The 17,616-nt window shown below is 70.3% G+C and carries 21 protein-coding genes; 9 read left to right on the top strand and 12 right to left on the bottom strand.

What is annotated here, in order from left to right:
* Positions 1 to 23: 23 nt before the first annotated feature.
* Positions 24 to 935, bottom strand: a complete 912-nt coding sequence (locus tag ACZ5IK_RS20925; protein WP_465489155.1) for a glycosyltransferase family 2 protein — start codon at positions 933 to 935, stop codon at positions 24 to 26.
* 19 nt (positions 936 to 954) lie between these two features.
* Between ACZ5IK_RS20925 and ACZ5IK_RS20920 the strand changes: the two genes are divergently transcribed.
* From ACZ5IK_RS20920 to ACZ5IK_RS20905, 4 genes are all read left to right on the top strand, one after another.
* Positions 955 to 2,022 (top strand): glycosyltransferase family 4 protein, encoded by a 1,068-nt coding sequence (locus ACZ5IK_RS20920; RefSeq protein ID WP_465489195.1) that lies wholly within the window; start codon positions 955 to 957, stop codon positions 2,020 to 2,022.
* Positions 2,023 to 2,089: 67 nt separating this feature from the next.
* Positions 2,090 to 3,226, top strand: coding sequence for a glycosyltransferase family 4 protein (locus ACZ5IK_RS20915; RefSeq protein WP_101612432.1), 1,137 nt, complete (start codon positions 2,090 to 2,092; stop codon positions 3,224 to 3,226).
* 247 nt (positions 3,227 to 3,473) lie between these two features.
* On the top strand, positions 3,474 to 4,337 hold the full coding sequence (locus ACZ5IK_RS20910) for a glycosyltransferase family 2 protein (protein WP_174720511.1): 864 nt from the start codon (positions 3,474 to 3,476) through the stop codon (positions 4,335 to 4,337).
* A gap of 58 nt (positions 4,338 to 4,395) precedes the next feature.
* The gene (locus ACZ5IK_RS20905; RefSeq protein WP_465489154.1) at positions 4,396 to 5,436 is read left to right on the top strand and encodes a serine hydrolase domain-containing protein; all 1,041 of its coding nucleotides are present in this window, start codon (positions 4,396 to 4,398) and stop codon (positions 5,434 to 5,436) included.
* 83 nt (positions 5,437 to 5,519) lie between these two features.
* Here ACZ5IK_RS20905 and ACZ5IK_RS20900 read toward each other — a convergent pair whose 3' ends face one another.
* Together ACZ5IK_RS20900 and ACZ5IK_RS20895 are read right to left on the bottom strand one after the other, a co-directional pair.
* Positions 5,520 to 6,017 (bottom strand): hypothetical protein, encoded by a 498-nt coding sequence (locus tag ACZ5IK_RS20900; RefSeq protein WP_168214497.1) that lies wholly within the window; start codon positions 6,015 to 6,017, stop codon positions 5,520 to 5,522.
* Between the two features lie 149 nt (positions 6,018 to 6,166).
* On the bottom strand, positions 6,167 to 6,619 hold the full coding sequence (locus ACZ5IK_RS20895; RefSeq protein WP_020633630.1) for an adenylyltransferase/cytidyltransferase family protein: 453 nt from the start codon (positions 6,617 to 6,619) through the stop codon (positions 6,167 to 6,169).
* A gap of 74 nt (positions 6,620 to 6,693) precedes the next feature.
* On the opposite strand from ACZ5IK_RS20895, the gene ACZ5IK_RS20890 reads away from it, so the two are divergent.
* A complete protein-coding gene (locus tag ACZ5IK_RS20890; protein ID WP_465489153.1) occupies positions 6,694 to 7,590 on the top strand; it encodes a DNA-3-methyladenine glycosylase family protein in 897 nt (298 codons plus the stop codon).
* Position 7,591: 1 nt separating this feature from the next.
* On the opposite strand, the gene ACZ5IK_RS20885 is transcribed toward ACZ5IK_RS20890, so the two are convergent.
* From ACZ5IK_RS20885 to ACZ5IK_RS20855, 7 genes are read right to left on the bottom strand one after another with little or no spacing between them, the layout of a single operon-like run.
* Positions 7,592 to 7,777, bottom strand: coding sequence for a hypothetical protein (locus ACZ5IK_RS20885; RefSeq protein WP_465489152.1), 186 nt, complete (start codon positions 7,775 to 7,777; stop codon positions 7,592 to 7,594).
* Between the two features lie 53 nt (positions 7,778 to 7,830).
* The gene (locus ACZ5IK_RS20880; RefSeq protein ID WP_101612436.1) at positions 7,831 to 8,181 is read right to left on the bottom strand and encodes a GntR family transcriptional regulator; all 351 of its coding nucleotides are present in this window, start codon (positions 8,179 to 8,181) and stop codon (positions 7,831 to 7,833) included.
* A gap of 22 nt (positions 8,182 to 8,203) precedes the next feature.
* Complete coding sequence (locus tag ACZ5IK_RS20875; protein WP_465489151.1) at positions 8,204 to 8,893, bottom strand: hypothetical protein; 690 nt, start codon at positions 8,891 to 8,893, stop codon at positions 8,204 to 8,206.
* 30 nt (positions 8,894 to 8,923) lie between these two features.
* Positions 8,924 to 9,469 carry an NUDIX hydrolase gene (locus ACZ5IK_RS20870; RefSeq protein WP_465489150.1) on the bottom strand — a complete coding sequence of 182 codons (546 nt, stop codon included), beginning with the start codon at positions 9,467 to 9,469 and terminating at the stop codon, positions 8,924 to 8,926.
* Complete coding sequence (locus ACZ5IK_RS20865) at positions 9,466 to 10,803, bottom strand: coenzyme F420-0:L-glutamate ligase (RefSeq protein ID WP_465489149.1); 1,338 nt, start codon at positions 10,801 to 10,803, stop codon at positions 9,466 to 9,468. The genes ACZ5IK_RS20870 and ACZ5IK_RS20865 overlap by 4 nt, the downstream gene beginning before the upstream one ends.
* Complete coding sequence (cofD, locus tag ACZ5IK_RS20860) at positions 10,796 to 11,794, bottom strand: 2-phospho-L-lactate transferase (protein ID WP_465489148.1); 999 nt, start codon at positions 11,792 to 11,794, stop codon at positions 10,796 to 10,798. The genes ACZ5IK_RS20865 and cofD overlap by 8 nt, the downstream gene beginning before the upstream one ends.
* The gene (locus tag ACZ5IK_RS20855; RefSeq protein ID WP_465489194.1) at positions 11,791 to 12,525 is read right to left on the bottom strand and encodes a GNAT family N-acetyltransferase; all 735 of its coding nucleotides are present in this window, start codon (positions 12,523 to 12,525) and stop codon (positions 11,791 to 11,793) included. Before ACZ5IK_RS20855 ends, cofD begins: the two co-directional genes overlap by 4 nt.
* Positions 12,526 to 12,578: 53 nt before the next feature.
* Between ACZ5IK_RS20855 and ACZ5IK_RS20850 the strand changes: the two genes are divergently transcribed.
* The 3 genes from ACZ5IK_RS20850 (at position 12,579) to dapC (ending at position 14,295) form a co-directional block, all read left to right on the top strand.
* Positions 12,579 to 12,773 (top strand): hypothetical protein, encoded by a 195-nt coding sequence (locus ACZ5IK_RS20850; RefSeq protein ID WP_465489147.1) that lies wholly within the window; start codon positions 12,579 to 12,581, stop codon positions 12,771 to 12,773.
* Positions 12,774 to 12,883: 110 nt separating this feature from the next.
* Complete coding sequence (gene fdxA / locus ACZ5IK_RS20845; protein ID WP_016331413.1) at positions 12,884 to 13,204, top strand: ferredoxin; 321 nt, start codon at positions 12,884 to 12,886, stop codon at positions 13,202 to 13,204.
* Positions 13,201 to 14,295 (top strand): succinyldiaminopimelate transaminase, encoded by a 1,095-nt coding sequence (gene dapC, locus ACZ5IK_RS20840; RefSeq protein WP_465489146.1) that lies wholly within the window; start codon positions 13,201 to 13,203, stop codon positions 14,293 to 14,295. Before fdxA ends, dapC begins: the two co-directional genes overlap by 4 nt.
* A 78-nt stretch (positions 14,296 to 14,373) precedes the next feature.
* On the opposite strand, the gene ACZ5IK_RS20835 is transcribed toward dapC, so the two are convergent.
* Positions 14,374 to 14,982, bottom strand: coding sequence for a TetR/AcrR family transcriptional regulator (locus ACZ5IK_RS20835; RefSeq protein WP_465489145.1), 609 nt, complete (start codon positions 14,980 to 14,982; stop codon positions 14,374 to 14,376).
* A gap of 80 nt (positions 14,983 to 15,062) precedes the next feature.
* On the opposite strand from ACZ5IK_RS20835, the gene ACZ5IK_RS20830 reads away from it, so the two are divergent.
* Positions 15,063 to 16,466 (top strand): FAD-dependent monooxygenase, encoded by a 1,404-nt coding sequence (locus ACZ5IK_RS20830; protein WP_465489144.1) that lies wholly within the window; start codon positions 15,063 to 15,065, stop codon positions 16,464 to 16,466.
* Here ACZ5IK_RS20830 and ACZ5IK_RS20825 read toward each other — a convergent pair.
* Positions 16,442 to 17,413: a CHAD domain-containing protein gene (locus ACZ5IK_RS20825; RefSeq protein WP_465489143.1), complete on the bottom strand. Its 972-nt coding sequence runs from the start codon at positions 17,411 to 17,413 to the stop codon at positions 16,442 to 16,444. The genes ACZ5IK_RS20830 and ACZ5IK_RS20825 overlap by 25 nt on opposite strands.
* Positions 17,414 to 17,616 lie beyond the last annotated feature (203 nt).

Below are 17,616 nucleotides of genomic sequence, written 5' to 3'. Positions count from 1 at the left end.
CCTGCTACTCGAATGGCCCAAGCTTAAAGCCCGGCCCACGCCTCCCAGACCGCGCCTCGGTCGAGCGCCGCGCGGCGCCCGATGGCCCGCCGCTCGAACAGCGTGCGCGGCAGGCGGGCGGCGACGGCGCCCAGTACCCGGCATCGGAGGCTCAGACGGAAGTTCGGCGCGTGCGGTTTCCCGCGGAGAGGGAGGATCGCGGTCAGCGCGGCGAACTTCACCAGCTGGCGGATCGCCACCGGGCGCGGAGCGCACCGGAGGAGGGTCAGCAGGCGGTTGCGTTCATTCCACAGGTGGAACTGGACCGAACCCGGCTGAGTGCTCGCGCCATGCAGGTGGGTGACATCGGCTTCGGCGCCGACGACGTCCCAGCCCGCGAGGCGGAGGCGCCAGGCGGTGTCGGTGTCCTCGTAGTAGCAGAAGTAGGAGGCCGGGACGCCGCCGATGGAGCGGAGCGCCTCCACGTTCAGTACCGCCGCGCCCCCGCAGAAGCCGAAGACCTCGGCGGCGGGTTCGGGCAGGTCGGCGCCGTGCCCGTCGGCGGTCAGGCGGACGCCGGTGGACTGGACGGTGCCGTCGGCCAGCGTCAGCCGCGCGCTCACGGCAGCGGCGAGCGGGGCGTTCCCGAGGGTGTCTTCGCAGGTCGCGAGCCAGTCCGGGGTGGGCGCGGCGTCGTCGTTCAGCCAGGCCATCAGTGGGGTGTCCACTTTGTCCAGTGCGGCGGCGATGGCACCCGCGTAACCGGTGTTGCGCCGCAGCCGGAGCACCTCGGGCTTCGACGGGTGGGCGGCGAGCAGCGCGGCCGTCCCGTCGTCGGAGGCGTTGTCGACGACCAGGGTGCGGTGCGGACGGGACTGCGCCGCGAGGGCGTCGAGACAGTCGGTGATGTGCGCGGCGCCGCGCCAGGTGACCACGACGACGGTGGTGCTGGTCATGCCAGAGAGAATAGAGACCATGCCCGAACTGGTCGTGCTCGCCGAGCAGCTGTTGGCGCCCGTCCCCGGCGGGACCGGCCGCTACACCGGCGAGCTGCTGCGGGCGCTCGCCGAGACCGCGCCGCCCGGTTGGACGGTGTCGAGCGTGGTCGCACGGCATACCGGCATCGACGCTGTCGAAGCCGCGGTCGTCGAAGGGGTCGAGGGGCCGCGCGTGCTGCCGATCCCGCCCCGGGCGCTGATCGCGGCCTGGCAGCTGGGCCTGCCGTGGTGGCCGGGCGGCGACGCGGTGCACGCGCCGACCCCGCTCGCGCCCGCCCGGGTGCCGAAGGGGCGGACGCTGTCGGTCGCGGTGCACGACACCGTGCCGTGGACGCATCCCGAGACGCTGACCCCGCGCGGCGTCGCGTGGCACAAGGCGGTGATCGCGCGGGCCGCGGCGCGGGCGACCGCGGTGACCGTGCCGACGCGAGCGATCGCGGACGAGCTCGCCGGGCTGGTGCCGGTCTCGGTGCCGCTGCGCGTGATTCCGCACGGCGTTCGGCCGCTCGGGGAGTTCGCCGAGGTCACGGTGCCGGAGCGGTACGTGCTGGCGATCGGGACGATCGAGCCGCGCAAGGGCATCGACGTGCTGATCGACGCCGCGGGCCGGATCGGGGTGCCGCTGGTGCTGGCCGGGCAGCCCGGCTGGGGCGGGATCGATCCGGCGGCCCTGGCGCGTGAGCACGGCGCCGACGTCCGGGTGCTGGGGAAGGTGAGCGACGCGGAACTGGCGTTCGTGCTGCGGGGCGCGTCGGTGCTGGCGATGCCGAGCCGTGCGGAGGGCTTCGGGCTGCCGCTGATCGAAGCGATGGCGGCAGGGGTGCCGGTCGTGCACTCGGACGTCCCGGCGTTGGTCGAGGTGGCCGGGGGAGCGGGCGTCGTCGTCCCGGTCGGCGAGGCACAAGCGCTTGCCGACGCGCTGAGAGGCGTACTGGACCATTCGGAGCAAGCCGCGTCGCTGCGTGACCGCGGTCTCAGCCGTTCGAGTGAGTTCACCTGGCAGCGTGCCGCTTCCGCCGTTTGGGGCCTTCACCTGCGCGGTTAGTTTGTCGGTTCCCCTCCGCAGGGGAGGGGCGCCGTCGTACCCTGCGAGGGTGAGCGATGACCCTCGCGTGCTGATCGACGCGACAGCCGTCCCGGCCGACCGGGGTGGCGTCGGTCGCTACGTGGATTCGCTGGTCGCGGCGCTGGACGAGGACGGCGCGCGGATCACCGTCGTCTGCCAGCCGCGGGACGCGGTGCTTTACGACCGGCTGGCGCCCGGTGCGCGGATCGTGCCCACTTCACCCTCGACGTCGACCAGGACGGCCCGGCTGACCTGGGAGCAGGCGACCCTGCCCCGGCTGGTGCGGCGGCTCGCCGCCGACGTCGTCCACTCGCCGCACTACACGATGCCGCTGGCCAGCCCGGCCGCCTCGGTGGTGACCCTGCACGACGCGACCTTCTTCACCGACGCGGTGTTGCACTCTTCGGTGAAGGCGCGCTTCTTCCGCGCCTGGACCGCGACGGCGCTTCGCCGCGCGACCCTGTGCGTCGTCCCGAGCCTCGCGACGGCGGCCGAACTGGAGCGCGTCGGCCAGGTGCGGACGGCCGAACTGGAGATCATCCACCACGGCGTCGAACCGGATCGGTTCCATCCGCCGTCCCCCGCCGAAATCGAGGCCGCGCGCCAGGCCGTCGGACTCGGGAAGACGCCTTACGTCGCTTTCCTCGGCGCGCTGGAACCGCGCAAGAACGTCCCGGCGCTGATCCGCGGCTTCGCGCACGCCGTGATCGGCAGGCCGAACCCGCCGGCGCTGGTGCTGGCCGGGCAGCCGGGCTGGGATTCGCAGGTCGAGCGCGCGCTGGACGCCGTGCCGCACCGGCTGCGGGTGATCCGGGCCGGTTATCTGCCGTTCGACACCCTCGCCGGCTTTCTCGGCGGCTCTGAACTGGTCGCGTACCCGAGCCTGGGCGAGGGATTCGGGCTGCCGGTGCTGGAGGCGATGGCGTGCGGCGCGAGTGTGCTCACGACCCGGCGGCTTTCGCTGCCGGAGGTCGGCGGGGACGCGGTCGCGTACTGCGGTGTCGGTGCCGGAGATGTCGCGGCGGCCATTTCGGAACTGCTCGACGCTCCCGCGCGGCGGGCCGAACTGGCCGAAGCCGCGCAGCTGCGGGCGAAGGAGTTCTCGTGGGCGACGACCGCGGAGCGCCATCGGGAGGCCTACGCGAAGGCTTGGTATCGGCATGCGCAGCGGCGGGCGGGCTGAAGGGACCTTTGCTATCGCGTGGGGTGGTACTTCGGTTGAGAAGGGAAGTATCCTTCGAGCGCGAGGTCCCGGTGGGGCCGAGTATGGGAGCCCGCGACGCGTCCGGACGGTCGTCTCGCGGGCTTTTCGCCTTTCTAGCGACCGGAGCGGCCACTCGGGAAGCAAGGGACCTTTGGTATCGCCCGTCGGCGTCGGCGTCGGGGGTGGGGGCCGGAGTCGCGTTCGGTGACGGGTGGACAATGGCCGCGTGACTGAGCACCCCAGCTACGGCGACGGGATCGCCGTCGTGACCGTGACGTACTTCCCCGGCGAGACCCTCGAGAAGTTCCTCGACACGCTTGAGAAGGCGACGGACCGGGACGTCCAGGTCGTCGTCGCGGACAACGACTCCACGGACGGCGCGCCGGAGAAGGCCGCCCGCCGGGAGAACGTCAAGCTGCTCAGCATCGGCGAGAACGTCGGTTACGGCACGGCCGCCAACCGCGGCGTCGCGGAGCTCGACGACAGCTACGGCTGGGTCGTCGTGGTGAACCCGGACCTCGAATGGGAACCCGGTTCGCTCGACGCGCTGCTGGAGGTCGCCGGGCGCTGGCCGCGCGGTGGCGCGTTCGGGCCGCTCATCCACGACCTCGACGGCACCGTCTACCCGTCGGCCCGGCTGCTGCCGTCGTTCGGCCGGGGGATCGGGCACGCGGCGTTCGGCAAGATCTGGCCGGGCAATCCGTGGACGCGCCAGTACCGGCAGGAGACCGGCACCCCGGTCGAGCGGACGGCGGGCTGGCTTTCCGGGTCCTGCCAGCTGTTCCGTCGCGAGGCCTTCGACTCTGTCGACGGATTCGACACGCGCTACTTCATGTACTTCGAGGACGTCGACCTCGGCGAGCGGCTGTCCCGCGCGGGCTGGCTGAACGTGTACGCGCCGTCGTCGAGCGTCATGCACATCGGCGGGCACTCGACTTCGCAGGCTTCGGAGAAGATGCTGCGCGCGCACCACGACAGTGCGTACCGCTACCTCGCGGACCGTCACCGCGGCCTCCTGTGGAAGCCGGTCATGCTCGCGGTGAAGGCCGGTCTCGCGCTGCGGCTCAAGCTGGAGACGCGCAAGAAGTAGCCGTTCCGGTCAACGGAACTCACGCGAATCGCGAACCCGCCGTCGTTACCGTCGGTGCATGGACTTCGCCGAGTTGGACGCCTGGTTGACCGAACGTGCCGGGGAGGACCGCTTCTCCGGGGTCGTGCTGATCCGCCGCGGCGACGAGACGCTGTTCGAGCGCGGATACGGCCTGGCCAGCCGCCGCTGGTCGGTGCCGAACGCGCCGGACATCCGGTACGACACCGCGTCGATCACCAAGGTCGTCACCGCGATCGCCGCCTTGCAGCTGGTCGAGCAGGGACGGCTGGACCTCGACCGCCCGATCGGCGAGATCATCGATCTCACCGGAACGGCGATCGCGACCGGGGCGACGACGCGGCAGCTGCTCACGCACACTTCCGGTATCGCCGACGACGCCGACGAAGAGGCGGGCGAGAGCTATGAGGCGCTGTGGGTCGACAAGCCGGTGTACTCGGTCGTGAACACGCGTGACCACCTGCCCAATTTCGCTTACCGGGCAGCGAATTTCGCGCCCGGCGAGGGCTGCCGGTACTGCAATTCGGGATACGTCCTCGCCGGTCTGGTGATCGAGGCGATCGTCGGCGGGCCCTATCGCGAGTATGTCCGGGAAACCGTGCTCGACCGCGCGGGAATGACCGAGTCGGGCTTCTTCGACCGGCGCGATCCGCAGCCGAGGGTCGCCGAGGGCTGGGACGAGATCTTCGATGGCGACCTGGTCACCGGGTGGAAGCAGAACATCTTCAGTTACCCGCCGATCGGTTCACCCGATGGGGGTGCTTACTGCACCGTCGGCGACCTCGTCCTGTTTCTGCGGGCGATCCGCGAAGAACGGCTCCTGTCGCCGGAGCGCACGAAGGAGTTCCTCACGCCGCAGGTGCTCCACAGCGAGGGCGTCTGGTACGGCTTCGGCCTCGAATTCACCTTGGAGCAGGACGGTTCGGTGTGGAACTACTACAAGGACGGCGGCAACGCCGGCGTCTGCTCGCTCGCGCGGCACTATCCGGGTGAGGGGCTGGATGTCGCCATGCTGTCGAACGCCACTTACGGCGGGGGCGCGGCGATCCAAGAGATCGATCGGGTGATCCGGGCTGGCTGACGTGGTGGGTCCCTGAACGCTATGAAAGTCCCCTTCATTGCAAAATTTGCAATGAAGGGGACTTTCATAGCGCGCGCGAGGGGCTAGATGCCGTCCAGCCGGCGCGAAAGGTTCGAACGCCCCGAAGGGTTCTGCTTCACCGTCGGGACCAGGCCGCCGACCTCGTTCTCGGCGGTCTCCGGCTCCGGATGCTCGATCAGGGGGCTCCTCACCGGCGCGGCGGGCGGCCGCCGGGTGAGAGGGGTCGTCGCCTGCGGCAACGGCCTGGTCGGCTGCATGCCGGGACGGCGCGGGTACGGCTGAGGCTGCGTCGAGCCCTCGCCCCGCGCCGGCGGCAGGTCCATCCGCGTCGTCGGTTCGGGCCCCGCCAGCGGGTGATCGTTCTCCGCGATCAGCGAGGCCGGTAGCTGGGTGGTCGTGTCCGGGTCCGATGAACGGTCGATTTCGGCGACCACCGATCGGGGGATCTGCTGGGTGTTCGCGGAGTCCATCGGCGACGTCGCGTTGTCCGGTGTCACGACGAAGGCTCCACGCGCGCTGGCGCGTGCGAGCAAGGCGTCCGCCCGAGCACGGGGGTCCATTCCCCTAGGCCTCCCGACTGACCTGGGGCCCTCTGGGTTCAGGGCCGACTGTGTTGTGTTCAGGGTAGGCCCTAGGAGCGGCCGCCGTCAGCAGACCCGCAAACGTCTTCCGACAAATGTCGGCGAGCACCTGGCGGGCCGCGGAGAACTCAGGCTTCCATGTCCGACAGGATCCGGGTGCTGGAGTCGGCCTTGTCCGTGCCGCCGATGCCGTAGAGCAGCGCGATGTTGTTGCGGGCGCCCGCCTCGATCTCGTCGGCGGGAAGCTCGTCGACGCTGCGCCTGTCGCCGCCGTTGCAGAACTCGAGCTCCGTGTCCGGGTACGCCGCCCGGATCAGGTCGAACGATTCGTTGATGCCCGGCCCCTGCTCGACGGCGACGTACACGTCGTCGACGATGCGCAGCGCGCGGACGATCCTGGCCCGGATGTCCTCGGTCTGGATCACCCTGCCCTTTTTGAGCACTTGCTGGTGATCGTTGTTCACGATGACGATCAGGTAGCCGGACCGCGCTTGCGCGTCCTCGAACAGGTCGAGGTGGCCCTGGTGGAGCGGGTTGAAGTACCCGCTGACGATCGAGGCCTTCGCCGGTCGCTCGGTCATCGTCGGTGTCCTCCATCGGCTTACGGTTCGGGTGGCCCGGACAACCCTAGCCGAGTGCCGGGTAGTTTCACCGTGTGCTGTTCCGCCCCGGCTTCGAACTCGACCTGGACACGGTGCTGGGTCCGTTGAGCCGTGGGTCGCGCTCGCCCAACGTCGTCCGCACCGAGGGCGGGGTCACCTGGCTGGCCGCCAACACCGCGGACGGCGCGGGCACGCTCGCGCTGCTGCGGCGCGCGGACGGCGAGATCGAGGCGGAGGCCTGGGGGCCCGGCGCGGACAGGCTGCTCGACGGTGTCCCGGCGATGCTGGGCGCGCAGGACGACGACTCCGAATTCGTCGCGCACCACGATGTCATCGCGTCGGCGCGGCGCCTCAATCCGGGATTGCGCCTCGGCTCGACTGGCAGGGTGTGGGACGCGCTGGTGCTCGCCGTGCTGGAACAGAAGGTGACCAGCACGGAGGCACTGCGGTCGTGGAGCGAACTGTGCCGCTGGTTCGGGGAACAGGCGCCAGGGCCGGGGCCGTCACGGCTGCGCGTGCCGCCGACACCCGTCGCCATCCGCTCCATTGTGGACTGGAAATGGCATCGCGCCGGGGTGGACCTGAAACGGCGGACGACGCTGATCACCGCGGCCCGCGTGGCGCCCCGCCTGGAGAAGGCCGTCGAACTCAAGGGTGCCGAAGGCCGGGCCTGGCTGCGGAAGGTGCCCGGCATCGGCGTCTGGACCGCGTCGGAGATCGCGCAGCGCGCCTGGGGAGACCCGGACGCGGTGAGCTTCGGCGACTACAACATCCCGTCGATGGTCGGGCACGCGCTCGTCGGCACGAAACTCGACGACGCCGGGATGTCCGAGGTGCTGGCGCCGTATTCGCCGCAGCGCCAGCGCGCGGTGCGCTACCTGTCGACGGCCGGATTCCGCCGCCCCAGGTTCGGGCCGAAGATCGAACTCCGCGACTACCGCGCGATGTGACTCAGTTGCCCCAGCCCTGCGGCGGGTAGGGCTGCTGCTGGCTCGGGTACTGCGGCTGCTGCTGCGGGTACTGGTGGTGGGGGAGCGCGGGCGGCTGCTTGCTGTTCGACTTCACCAGGAAGTAGACGCCGACCCCGATCCCGGCCAAGACCAGGAAACCGACCACGAGTACGAGAAGGAAGACCATGTCCCGAGGTTAACCGGTCCGGCGATCACCGACCGGGCGGAGGCTGCAACGGATCAGCCCAGGGCCGCGTCGACGATCGCCTTCGCCTCGTCACGGTCGAGGCCCAGCTTCCTGGTCAGCGCGGCGTAGTCGGCGGCCGCCTGCCTGGCCCGCTCGCGGGTTTCGTCGCCGACGGCGCTGACGAACGTCCCCGCTCGGCCACGGGTCTCGATCAGGCCCGCTTCTTCGAGCTCGCGATAGGCCTTGGCGACCGTGTTCGGGGCGATGCCGAGGTCCTCGGCCAGTTTCCGCACGGTCGGGAGCTTCGCTCCGACGGGCAGCGAGCCGTCGTTGATCCGCGTCGCGTAGGCGGTGCGGACCTGCTCGAAGGGCGGGACCGAGGAGTTCGGGTCGACCCTGACCATGCGGTTCTTCTCCCTGCTCGGGTTACTGGCGGGGCGGGAGTACCTGGGTCCTGTCGCCGCCGGGGACGACCTGGGTGGCGTCACCCCCGCCGCCGGGCACCACCTGCGTCCGGTCACCGCCCGCGGGGGCGACGACCTGGGTGCGATCGGCGCCGGCGTCCGCCTGCTGCTGCCGGGACACGACCTGCGTGCGGTCGGCGCTGCCGTCGACCGGAGGCCCGGCCTGCGGAGGCGGCGGCGGGAAACCGGGCTGGGACATCGAAGGCTGCGGCATCGAAGGCTGCGGCATCGACGGCTGGGGCATCGGCGGCTGCGACATGTCGGGCGCACCGAAAGGACCGGGGGCGCCGGGCGGCGGCGCGAAACCCATCGGAGCGGGGGCCGGGGGCGGCGGGAAGCCGGGCGCCTGGCCATAACCGGGCTGAGGCGGCGGGAAGCCGGGCTGCTGCTGCCAGTTGCCCTGCGGGGCGGGGCCACCGGCGGGCGGCGGAGGGGGCGGGAAGCCCGGAGCCGGGCCGCCACCGCCGAAGTTCGGGTTCTGCGGGAAGGTCATCGGCGGCTTCTTCGCCTGGTTGACCTTCACGATGATCACCACGACCACGATGATGATAATGATGATCGCCAAGATCAGCAGGACCCAGCCGGCGCCGTCACCGTCCCCGCTGCTGTGGACCCGGACCCGGTCCAGGTATGGCGTCAGCGTCGTCAGCATCATTCCCCCTTTTGAACGTCAGCCGACACCCTAACGGCCGGACGTCGCGGGGAGGGCCGCTTCCACCAGTTCGGCGAGATCTTCCGACCCTTTCGGCAGGGAATTCACCGGCCACCAACGAAGATCGTCCGATTCGTCGCTTTGGACCGGTTGTGCGTCCCGCGGCGCGCGCACCGCGAAACGGACGTCGAAATGCCGGGTCGGCACGCCGAGCGAGCAGGTGATCGGGTGGACGTCGAGGTGTACCGGGACCGGGTCGATCACCAGGTCGTCGATGCCGGATTCCTCCTGTGCCTCACGTAAAGCGGCCGCGGCGAGCGTGGTGTCCTCCGGCTCGCAATGCCCGCCGAGCTGAAGCCAGCGCCCGACCCGCGGGTGCAGCGTGAGGAGGACGTTCTCCGCGTCGGCGTCGAGAAGGACGGCCGACGCGGTGATGTGCCCGGCCGCGCATTCGCGGCGGCAGACGTCGTCGCGGGCGGCGAGGAAGCCCAAATAGGCCTGGCGCAAGGATTCCTGCGCGGCGCCCGCCGGTCGCCAACTGGACAAAGTGGACACGGTGTCTTCGTGCAGGGTCACAGTTCGAGAAGTCCTTCACCGGGTTCGACGGGGCCGCGCGCGGGCGGCAGGGCGGCGGGGTGCCCGATCGCGACCGCGCCGAGCGGTTCCCAGCGCGCGTCCAGGCCGAGGACCTCGCGGACGAGGTCGGCGGCGAAGATGGTCGACCCGATCCAGCACGAGCCGAGGTCTTCGGCGGCGAGCGCGACCAGCAGGCCCTGCACCGCGGCGCCACCGGCGACGGTGAACATCGTGTGCTCGCAGGCGTTCCGCCGGTCGTCGCGGTAGGTGTGCGCACCCTCGGCGACGAGGAACGGCACCACGACCTCGGGCGCGTTGTACAGGATGTCGCCGCGGCTGAGGCGCTTCGCGACCTGCTCGGGGGTGAAGTCGTCGCCTTCGAGGTCGGCCTGCCAAGACGCCTTCATCGCGTCGAGAAGCTTGTGGCGCAAGCCTTCCTCGCGCAGCCACACGAATCGGACCGGCTTCGTGTGGTGCGGCGCGGGCGCTGTCAGCGCGATCCCGACCGCGCGGCGCAGCACCTCGGGATCGACCGGCTCGTCGGTGAACGACCGGATCGAGCGGCGCGCGAGCACCGCCTCCCGGCGGCCCTGCGCGAGGGCTTCGTTGGTACCGAGCCGGAACAGGTCCTCTTCGACCGGGCGGATCAGCTTGCGGGCGGTGGACCCGTCGTCGGTCAGGCGCAGCCCGCGGACGACGGCGGCCGGTGTCCCGCCGAGTTTGCCCTTGACCAGATCCGCCGCGGCGGCGAGTTCGTCGGCGATCGCCACCTCGGTGACCGCGAGTTCGTTGCCCTGGCCGTCGATCTCGCCCGCGTACGAATGCAGCACCCGCAGGCCGGACGAGCCGATCGCGGCGTCGGTCTGCCCGACCCGCCACGCGCGGCCCATCGTGTCGGTGACCACGACGGCGATCTCGACGCCCAGCCGCTCGCGCAAGCCGTTCCGCAGCGCGAGCGCGGAGGCGTCCGGATCGGACGGCAGCAGCGCGACCTCGCCCGAGGCCACGTTCGACGCGTCCACCCCGGACGCGGCCTGCACGATGCCGAGCCGGTTTTCGGTGATCACCGTCCGGTTGATCCGCGCGATCACGCGGACGGACTCGTCCTCGACGAGCTTGCGCCGGGCGGCGTCACGCTCTTCGGGGTCGGCCGGGACGCGGATGAGCATGCCCTCGGCCTTGGAGACGATCTTGCTGGTCACGACCAGGACGTCGCCGGAGCGCAGCCACGAGGCCGCGTCGACGAAGGCCCCGGTCAGGTCGTCGCCGGGGCGGAATTCCGGGAGACCTTCGACCGGCAGGATCTCGATCTTCGCGGCAGCGTGGTCAGTCAACAGAAACTCCGGCCAGCTCGAAAGCGGCGCGCACCATCGCCTCGGTCGCGTCCACATCGGACATCAGCAGCGGGACGTCGCGGACGGCGACTCCCGGCACGTCCACGGTCTCACCTTCGGCGACCAGCCAGCCGTCGAGCACACCCTCCGCGGATTCCTTGCGAGAGCCGTAATGCCGGCCGACGGCCTCGGCCGAGGTCTCCACGCCGATCGCGCTCAGGCACGCGTCGGCCATACCGCGCAACGCCTTCCCGCCGATGATCGGCGAGATGCCGACGACCTTGGCACGCGTCTTCCGCAGCGCGTCGCGGATTCCCGGGACGCCGAGGGTCGTGCCCACCGACACCACCGGATTGGACGGCGCGAACAGCACGAGGTCGGCGCCCGCGATCGCGTCGAGCACGCCCGGCGCCGGTTTGGCCTCGTCGGCGCCGACGGCGATGATCGAGTGCGCCTTCGGCTCGGCGCGATAGCGCACCCACCACTCCTGGAAGTGGATGGCCTTCTGCTGGTCGGCGTTCTCGGGGTCATCGATCACGACATGCGTTTCGACGCGGTCGTCCGACATCGGCAGCAGGCGCACGCCCGGCTGCCAGCGGTCACACAGCGCCTCGGTGACCTGCGAGAGCGGATAGCCGGCGCGCAGCATCCGCGAGCGGATCAGATGCGTCGCGATGTCCTTGTCGCCCAAGCCGAACCAGGTCGGCTCGGCGCCGTACTCCGCGAGCTCTTCCTTGACGGTCCAGGTCTCGCCGGAGTGGCCCCAGCCGCGCTCTTTGTCGATCCCCCCGCCGAGGGTGTACATGCAGGTGTCCAGGTCCGGGCAGATGCGCAGACCGTGCATCCACACGTCGTCCCCGGTGTTCACCAGCGCGGTCACCTCGTGCGGCGATTCCGGGGCGGAACCGATCGCGGGCAGACCCAGTGCTTGCTTGACCCCCAGCAGGAAGCGGGCCCCGCCCACTCCGCCGACCAAAATGACGACCTTCACGACGGGCGATCCTCGCACGCGTCCGGACCCGGGGCCCAGTAGCGGTACCTGTGGTGCTCCGTACAGCCCAGGTCTTCGTAGAGTTTCAGCGCGCCGGAGTTCGCCACCGCGACCTGCAGCAGCATCCCGTTCGCACCCTGACCGGCGGCCCAGGCGCCCACGGCGTTCATCAGCCCGCTTGCCAGCCCCCGCCGCCGGAACTCCTCCCGGACCTCCAACCGGGCGACGTGCAGCCACTCGCCGACGATCGCGCCGCGCACCGCCCCGGCCGTGACGCCGTCGAGCTCCACGACCCCGAAGCCGATCTTGCCGGTGCCGAGGACGTGCCGCGGCCCGTCCTCCGGCTCAGTGCCGCCGGTCGTCAGTTCCCACCATCCGGGCGTCGGCTCGTCCAAAATCACCGCTCCCGCCGAGGTCCCGTGTGGGAGCGGGCCCGTCATCAGGCGAACCTCGTGCGCGGGGCGGTGTTCCACATACTGGACCCAGCCGTTCGCGGCGATTTCGTCTTCGACGGACGTGTTCTGGATCACCTGAACGACGGGCGGGATGGCATGATCGTGTGCGAAGTCACAGACCGCCCGCAGGGCCTCTGGCAGCGGTTTTCCCGGGTCACCGATCGCCAGGGCACTGTTCGCCCGGGCGGTGAACCCGTCCGCCCAGCGCAGTCTCCAGTCGCCTATCCGGCTCTCCAGCAGGGGCGTCCAGGCCTGGCTGCAGGCGAGCTCGAGCATTTCCGCAGTGTTCACGGTTAGATTGTGCCAAGGAAGGCAGTGGGAGGAACCCGATGAGCATCGCGCGCAAGGACGACCGGCACAACGAAGACCTGGTCCGCGAGATCTCCGACGGCTTCAACCGGGCTTTGGGCTCGGAGAAGGCCGTCGAGGAGGCGGAGGCCGAAAAGGCGAAACCCGCCGCGCCGAAGTTCGTCATCACCGGGGACAGCAGGGCCACTCCGCCGCCTCGCCGGAAAGACCGCTGAAAGCCCATACCCGGGGTACGGATAAGGGTGGCCTAAGCGGGCCGGTCGCGCCCGTGGGCGCGTAATGTCCGTTGCAGACTGGTGAAGCAGAGATAAAGCAGGAGTGCGCAGTGACCTACGTGATCGCCGAGCCCTGCGTCGACGTGCTCGACAAGGCGTGTATCGACGAGTGCCCCGTGGACTGCATCTACGAGGGTGACCGCATGCTGTACATCCACCCGGACGAATGCGTCGACTGTGGTGCCTGCGAGCCGGTCTGCCCCGTCGAGGCGATCTACTACGAGGACGACGTCCCCGACGAGTGGAACGACTACACCAAGGCCAACGTCGACTTCTTCGATGAACTCGGCTCGCCCGGTGGTGCTTCGAAGGTCGGCAAGACCAGCCACGATCCCGCCTTCATCAAGGCTCTTCCCCCGCAGGGCGAATGAGCCGGGTCGCACTTCCTGATTTTCCCTGGGACTCCCTCGCCGAAGCCAAGACGAAGGCCCAGGCGCATCCCGGCGGCATCGTCGACCTGTCGATCGGCACGCCGGTGGACCCGGTCCCCGAGAGCATCCGCGCGGCGCTCGCGTCCGTTTCGGAGATCCCGGGGTACCCGACCACGCACGGCATCCCCGAGCTGAGGGCCGCCGCGATCGAAGCGCTTTCGCGGCGACACGGCGTCGAGGGCGTTCCCGAAGCGGCCGTGCTGCCGACGATCGGTTCGAAGGAACTGGTCGCTTCGCTGCCTCGGCAACTGGGCTTCGGCCCGGGTGACCTCGTTGTCATCCCCGAGGTGGCGTACCCGACGTACGAGGTCGGCGTGCTGATGGCGGGTGCTTCCCTGCTTCGCGCGGACAGCACCTTCGCGCTCGGCCCGCAGCGGCCGTCGATGCTGTGGCTGAACTCGCCGTCGAACCCGACCGGGCGCGTGCTCGGCGTCGACCATCTGCGCAAAGTGGTCGAATGGGCGCGGGAACGCGACGTCGTCGTGGTCTCCGACGAGTGCTATCTGGCGCTGGGCTGGGAAAACGAGCCCGTGTCGATCCTGCACCCGTCCGTGCACGGCGGCTCCCTCGACGGCCTGCTGGCCGTCCACTCGCTGTCGAAGTCGGCGAACCTCGCCAGCTACCGCGCCGGATTCGTCACCGGCGACCCGAAACTCGTCGCCGGCCTGCTGGAGATCCGCAAGCACTCCGGGCTGATCGTGCCGCGTCCGGTGCAGGAGGCCATGGTCGCCGCGCTGAAGGACGACGAAGCCCTTGCCGTCCAACGGGAACGTTATGCGCGCCGTCGGCTGGTGCTGCGGAAGGCGTTGCTGGACAGCGGTTTCGAGATCTCGCACTCGGAGGCGGGGCTCTATCTCTGGTCGACGCGCGGGGAATCCGCGCTCGACACGGTCGACTGGCTCGCCGATCGCGGCATCCTCGCCGCGCCGGGCACGTTCTACGGGCCGACGGGCGGCCGGCACGTCCGGATCGCCTTGACGGCGACGGACGAGCGGATCGACGCTGCCGCGGAGCGGCTCACCTCCTCTTGACCGGATGTCATGAAAGGGGCTTTCAGGACGAAATATGTCCTGAAAGCCCCTTTCATGACATTGGGGAGGCGGCGGAGGTCAGACCGCGTCGCGGCCCGTGAACCCCCGGTAGATGAACCGCGTGAGCGCTTCGATGGCTTCCTCTTCGGAGGCCGATGACGGGTCGAGCAGCCACGTGTGCGCGAAGCCATTGACCAGTTCGGCCATCATCGCGAGCGAAAGCCGTTCCGACGCCGGGAGTTCCATCCCCGCCGCGGTGATGTACTCGAGGTGGTCGAGGATGTCGGCCGCCTGCTCGGCGCCGAACCGCGCGAAGGTGCGCGCGAAGTCGTCGCTGACCATCGCGGCCTGGCGCAGCGCGAGCATCGTCGCGGCGTTGTCCCGATGGAAGTTCCAGTACTCGCGGACGTGCCAGCGCACCGCGTCCGGGTCGGTGAAGTCGGCTTTGTGCTCCGGCAGGGACGCGTTGACGTCGCTCGCCGCCGCGAGGTCCGCGAGGAGCGCTTCGAGCAGCTCCTCCTTGCCCGCGAAGTGGTTGTAGAACGACCCCGCCGCGCGTCCGGCTTCCGCCGTGATGTCGGTGATCTTGGTGTTCAGGTACCCCTTCGCCGCGAAAACGCGCTTCGCCGCGTCCTTGAGCGCGGCCTCGGTCTCCGCCGCCTTCTCCTTGCGGCTCGTCGCCGTCATCGGCACCTCCTTGACGAGGAAGGCTAGCAACGACCATAGTGAATAGAGATTCACTGAATCATAATTCACTGGAGGGTGAGATGACCAAGGTGCTGATCGCGGGGGCGGGGCCGACCGGGCTCACGCTGGCCATCGACCTCGCACGTCGCGGTGTCGACGTGCGGATAGTGGAGAAGGCCGAGACCTTTTTCGAGGGTTCACGCGGCGACGGTCTGCAGCCGCGCACGCTGGAGGTCTTCGAAGACCTCGGCGTCCTGGACGCGGTGCTGGCCGCCGGGCAGGCGCCGGTGCCCCTGAAGATCCACCTGGGCGGCGAAGTCGTCGGCGAGCGGATGATGGCCGAGCTCACCGAGCCGACCCCGGCCGTGCCTTATCCGAACAGCTACTTCCTCGGCCAGTCGCGGACCGAGGGGATCCTGCGGGACCGGCTCGCCGAGTTCGGGGTCCGGGTCGAACTCGGCACCCCGCTGATCGGCTTCGAGCAGGACGCCGACGGCGTGACCGCGGAACTGCCCGGCGAGCGGATCCGGGTCGACTACCTCGTCGGCGCGGACGGCGGGAAGAGCTTCGTGCGCAAGGCGCTCGGCATCGCGTTCGAGGGCACTACCGACGAGTCGATCCGCATGCTGCTGGGCGATGTCCAGGCCGAGGGCCTCGATCGCGCGTACGGGCACTGGTTCGCGAAGCCCGAGGACCCGATGTCGGGGATCGTGCTCACGCCGCTGCCCGGCGTTCCGCACTTCCAGTTCGGCGCGCCGCTCGGCGAGGAGGAGATCGAGGCGTCGTTGGACACGCTGCAGGCCCGGCTCGACGAGCTGTCCGGCGGCGGGGTCCGCCTGCACGATCTGACGTGGTCGACGGTGTGGCGGCCGAACATCCGGCTGGCCGAGCGGTTCCGGGACGGCCGCGTGTTCCTCGCCGGCGACGCCGCGCACGCCCACCCGCCCACCGGCGGGCAGGGGCTCAACACCGGCGTGCAGGACGCGTACAACCTGGGCTGGAAGCTCGCCGACGGGTCACGCGAGCTGCTCGACAGCTACGAGCCGGAGCGGCGAGGGGTCGCCGCGCGGGTGTTGAAGATCAGTACGGAGATCCTCGAGAAGTACCAAGCAGGAGCGGACGACGCTCACGAGCGTGGCGAGAACACCCGCCAGCTCGACATCGGGTACCGCGGTGGACCGCTCGCGCCCGAGGCGTCCGGCCGGATCCGTCCCGGTGACCGCGCGCCGGACGCGCCGCTGAAGGACGCGAACGGCAAGCCCGTCCGGCTGTTCGAGCTGCTGCGCGGTCCGCGGGCGACGGTGCTGGTGTTCGGCGACGGTCCCGCTCCCGAGGGCGCGCGCCGGATCCTTCCCGCGGGCAGCACGCTGTCCGACGAGGACTTCGAGGACGTCGGTGGGCACGCCTTCGCCGCGTATGAAGCCGGGAACGGGCGGCAGGTACTGATCCGCCCGGACGGTTACGTTCGCGGGCTCACCGCCTGAGCGGCGGCGTCGACCTCCGCCCAGACGTCGCGCCACACGGCACGGACCTCGGCTCGGCGCAGCAACTCCTTCTCCGCGACCCGGCCCGCGATGAAGGCGACCTCGGAATCGACGGAGCTCACCACGTCGCGCATGCGATCGGCCGCGATACAGGCGTCCTGGTGGTCTCCGAGAACGGTCTGAAGGTCCTTCGTCGCTTTGATCAGCTGCTGGATCCTCGCCGCCTGCTTCTTCTTCGCGGCGGGCTTGGCCATCTCGGCTGCGTAGCGCAGCTTCTTGCCATAGATGCGAAGCGCGTGAAGGTCGTCGTCCGGGGGATCGGAGGGAAGCGCCTTCACGGCCTTCGCGAGCTTTCGATGCGGCTTCGCGAGACCGGCGACCAGGTCGGCCGACGTGGGAGCGGCTTCGGACGTGGGTTCTTCGGCGGCGGGTTGCCGGGCGAGACGGCCGATGTCCTGCAGCATCGACGCGTACCGGGGGCTGGCGAGCGCGCGGGTGAGCCGCCGTTTCGCGACACCGCGGTCAGTGACGAATTTCGAAACCAGGCGGCGGGCGGCGGGCTGGTCGCGCACCTCGAACTCGGCGACGACCTCGCGGAGGTGCCCGATCAGGACGTCGAAGTCGCGGACGTCGCCGAGCGACTGGCCGAGCCAGCCGAGTTCGGCGCGGACGGGCTCGGCGTCCGGGCCGACGAGGCGGCCGGAGAGCTTGAGGACGCTCCGCATCCGGCGCAGCGCGACCCGCATCTGATGCAGGTCTTCGGGGTCGGCGCCGGATTTGGTGCCGGGCTCGTGCGCGAGGAGCGCGCGGATCTCGACATCGAGTTTGACCCGGACGTGAGTGGCCGCCGGATCGTCCGGCCCGGCTTTCGCGGGACGGTCGCCGAGCCCGAGCGCGGCCGGAGTGGTCGAAGGGACGTTCTTGCGCGGCAGGGTCTCGGCTGTCACAAGATGAATTCTAGGTGAACCGGCAAGGTGGTCCAGGCCGTGAGAGAAGCAAGGGACCTTTGCTTTCACTCTCCGGGGGAGAGTGACAGCAAAGGTCCCTTGCTCTCTTTCGTGCTGCCGGGGGTGGGGGGGGGGGGGGGGGGGGGGGGGGGGGAGGGGGGGGGGGGGGGGGTTGGGGGGGGGGGGGGGGGAGAAGGGGGGAG

Source organism: Amycolatopsis sp. NPDC031561 (assembly GCF_055580625.1).
This window is presented reverse-complemented; position numbering and strand designations above follow the sequence as displayed.

Coding starts and splice junctions, on each gene's coding strand:
- ACZ5IK_RS20925 (WP_465489155.1), bottom strand. CDS start 935: ATGACCAGCACCACCGTCGTCGTGGTCACCTGGCGCGGCGCCGCGCAC.
- ACZ5IK_RS20920 (WP_465489195.1), top strand. CDS start 955: ATGCCCGAACTGGTCGTGCTCGCCGAGCAGCTGTTGGCGCCCGTCCCC.
- ACZ5IK_RS20905 (WP_465489154.1), top strand. CDS start 4,396: ATGGACTTCGCCGAGTTGGACGCCTGGTTGACCGAACGTGCCGGGGAG.
- ACZ5IK_RS20900 (WP_168214497.1), bottom strand. CDS start 6,017: ATGGACCCCCGTGCTCGGGCGGACGCCTTGCTCGCACGCGCCAGCGCG.
- ACZ5IK_RS20895 (WP_020633630.1), bottom strand. CDS start 6,619: ATGACCGAGCGACCGGCGAAGGCCTCGATCGTCAGCGGGTACTTCAAC.
- ACZ5IK_RS20885 (WP_465489152.1), bottom strand. CDS start 7,777: ATGGTCTTCCTTCTCGTACTCGTGGTCGGTTTCCTGGTCTTGGCCGGG.
- ACZ5IK_RS20880 (WP_101612436.1), bottom strand. CDS start 8,181: ATGGTCAGGGTCGACCCGAACTCCTCGGTCCCGCCCTTCGAGCAGGTC.
- ACZ5IK_RS20875 (WP_465489151.1), bottom strand. CDS start 8,893: ATGCTGACGACGCTGACGCCATACCTGGACCGGGTCCGGGTCCACAGC.
- ACZ5IK_RS20855 (WP_465489194.1), bottom strand. CDS start 12,525: ATGCTCGAGCTCGCCTGCAGCCAGGCCTGGACGCCCCTGCTGGAGAGC.
- ACZ5IK_RS20850 (WP_465489147.1), top strand. CDS start 12,579: ATGAGCATCGCGCGCAAGGACGACCGGCACAACGAAGACCTGGTCCGC.
- dapC (WP_465489146.1), top strand. CDS start 13,201: ATGAGCCGGGTCGCACTTCCTGATTTTCCCTGGGACTCCCTCGCCGAA.
- ACZ5IK_RS20835 (WP_465489145.1), bottom strand. CDS start 14,982: ATGACGGCGACGAGCCGCAAGGAGAAGGCGGCGGAGACCGAGGCCGCG.
- ACZ5IK_RS20830 (WP_465489144.1), top strand. CDS start 15,063: ATGACCAAGGTGCTGATCGCGGGGGCGGGGCCGACCGGGCTCACGCTG.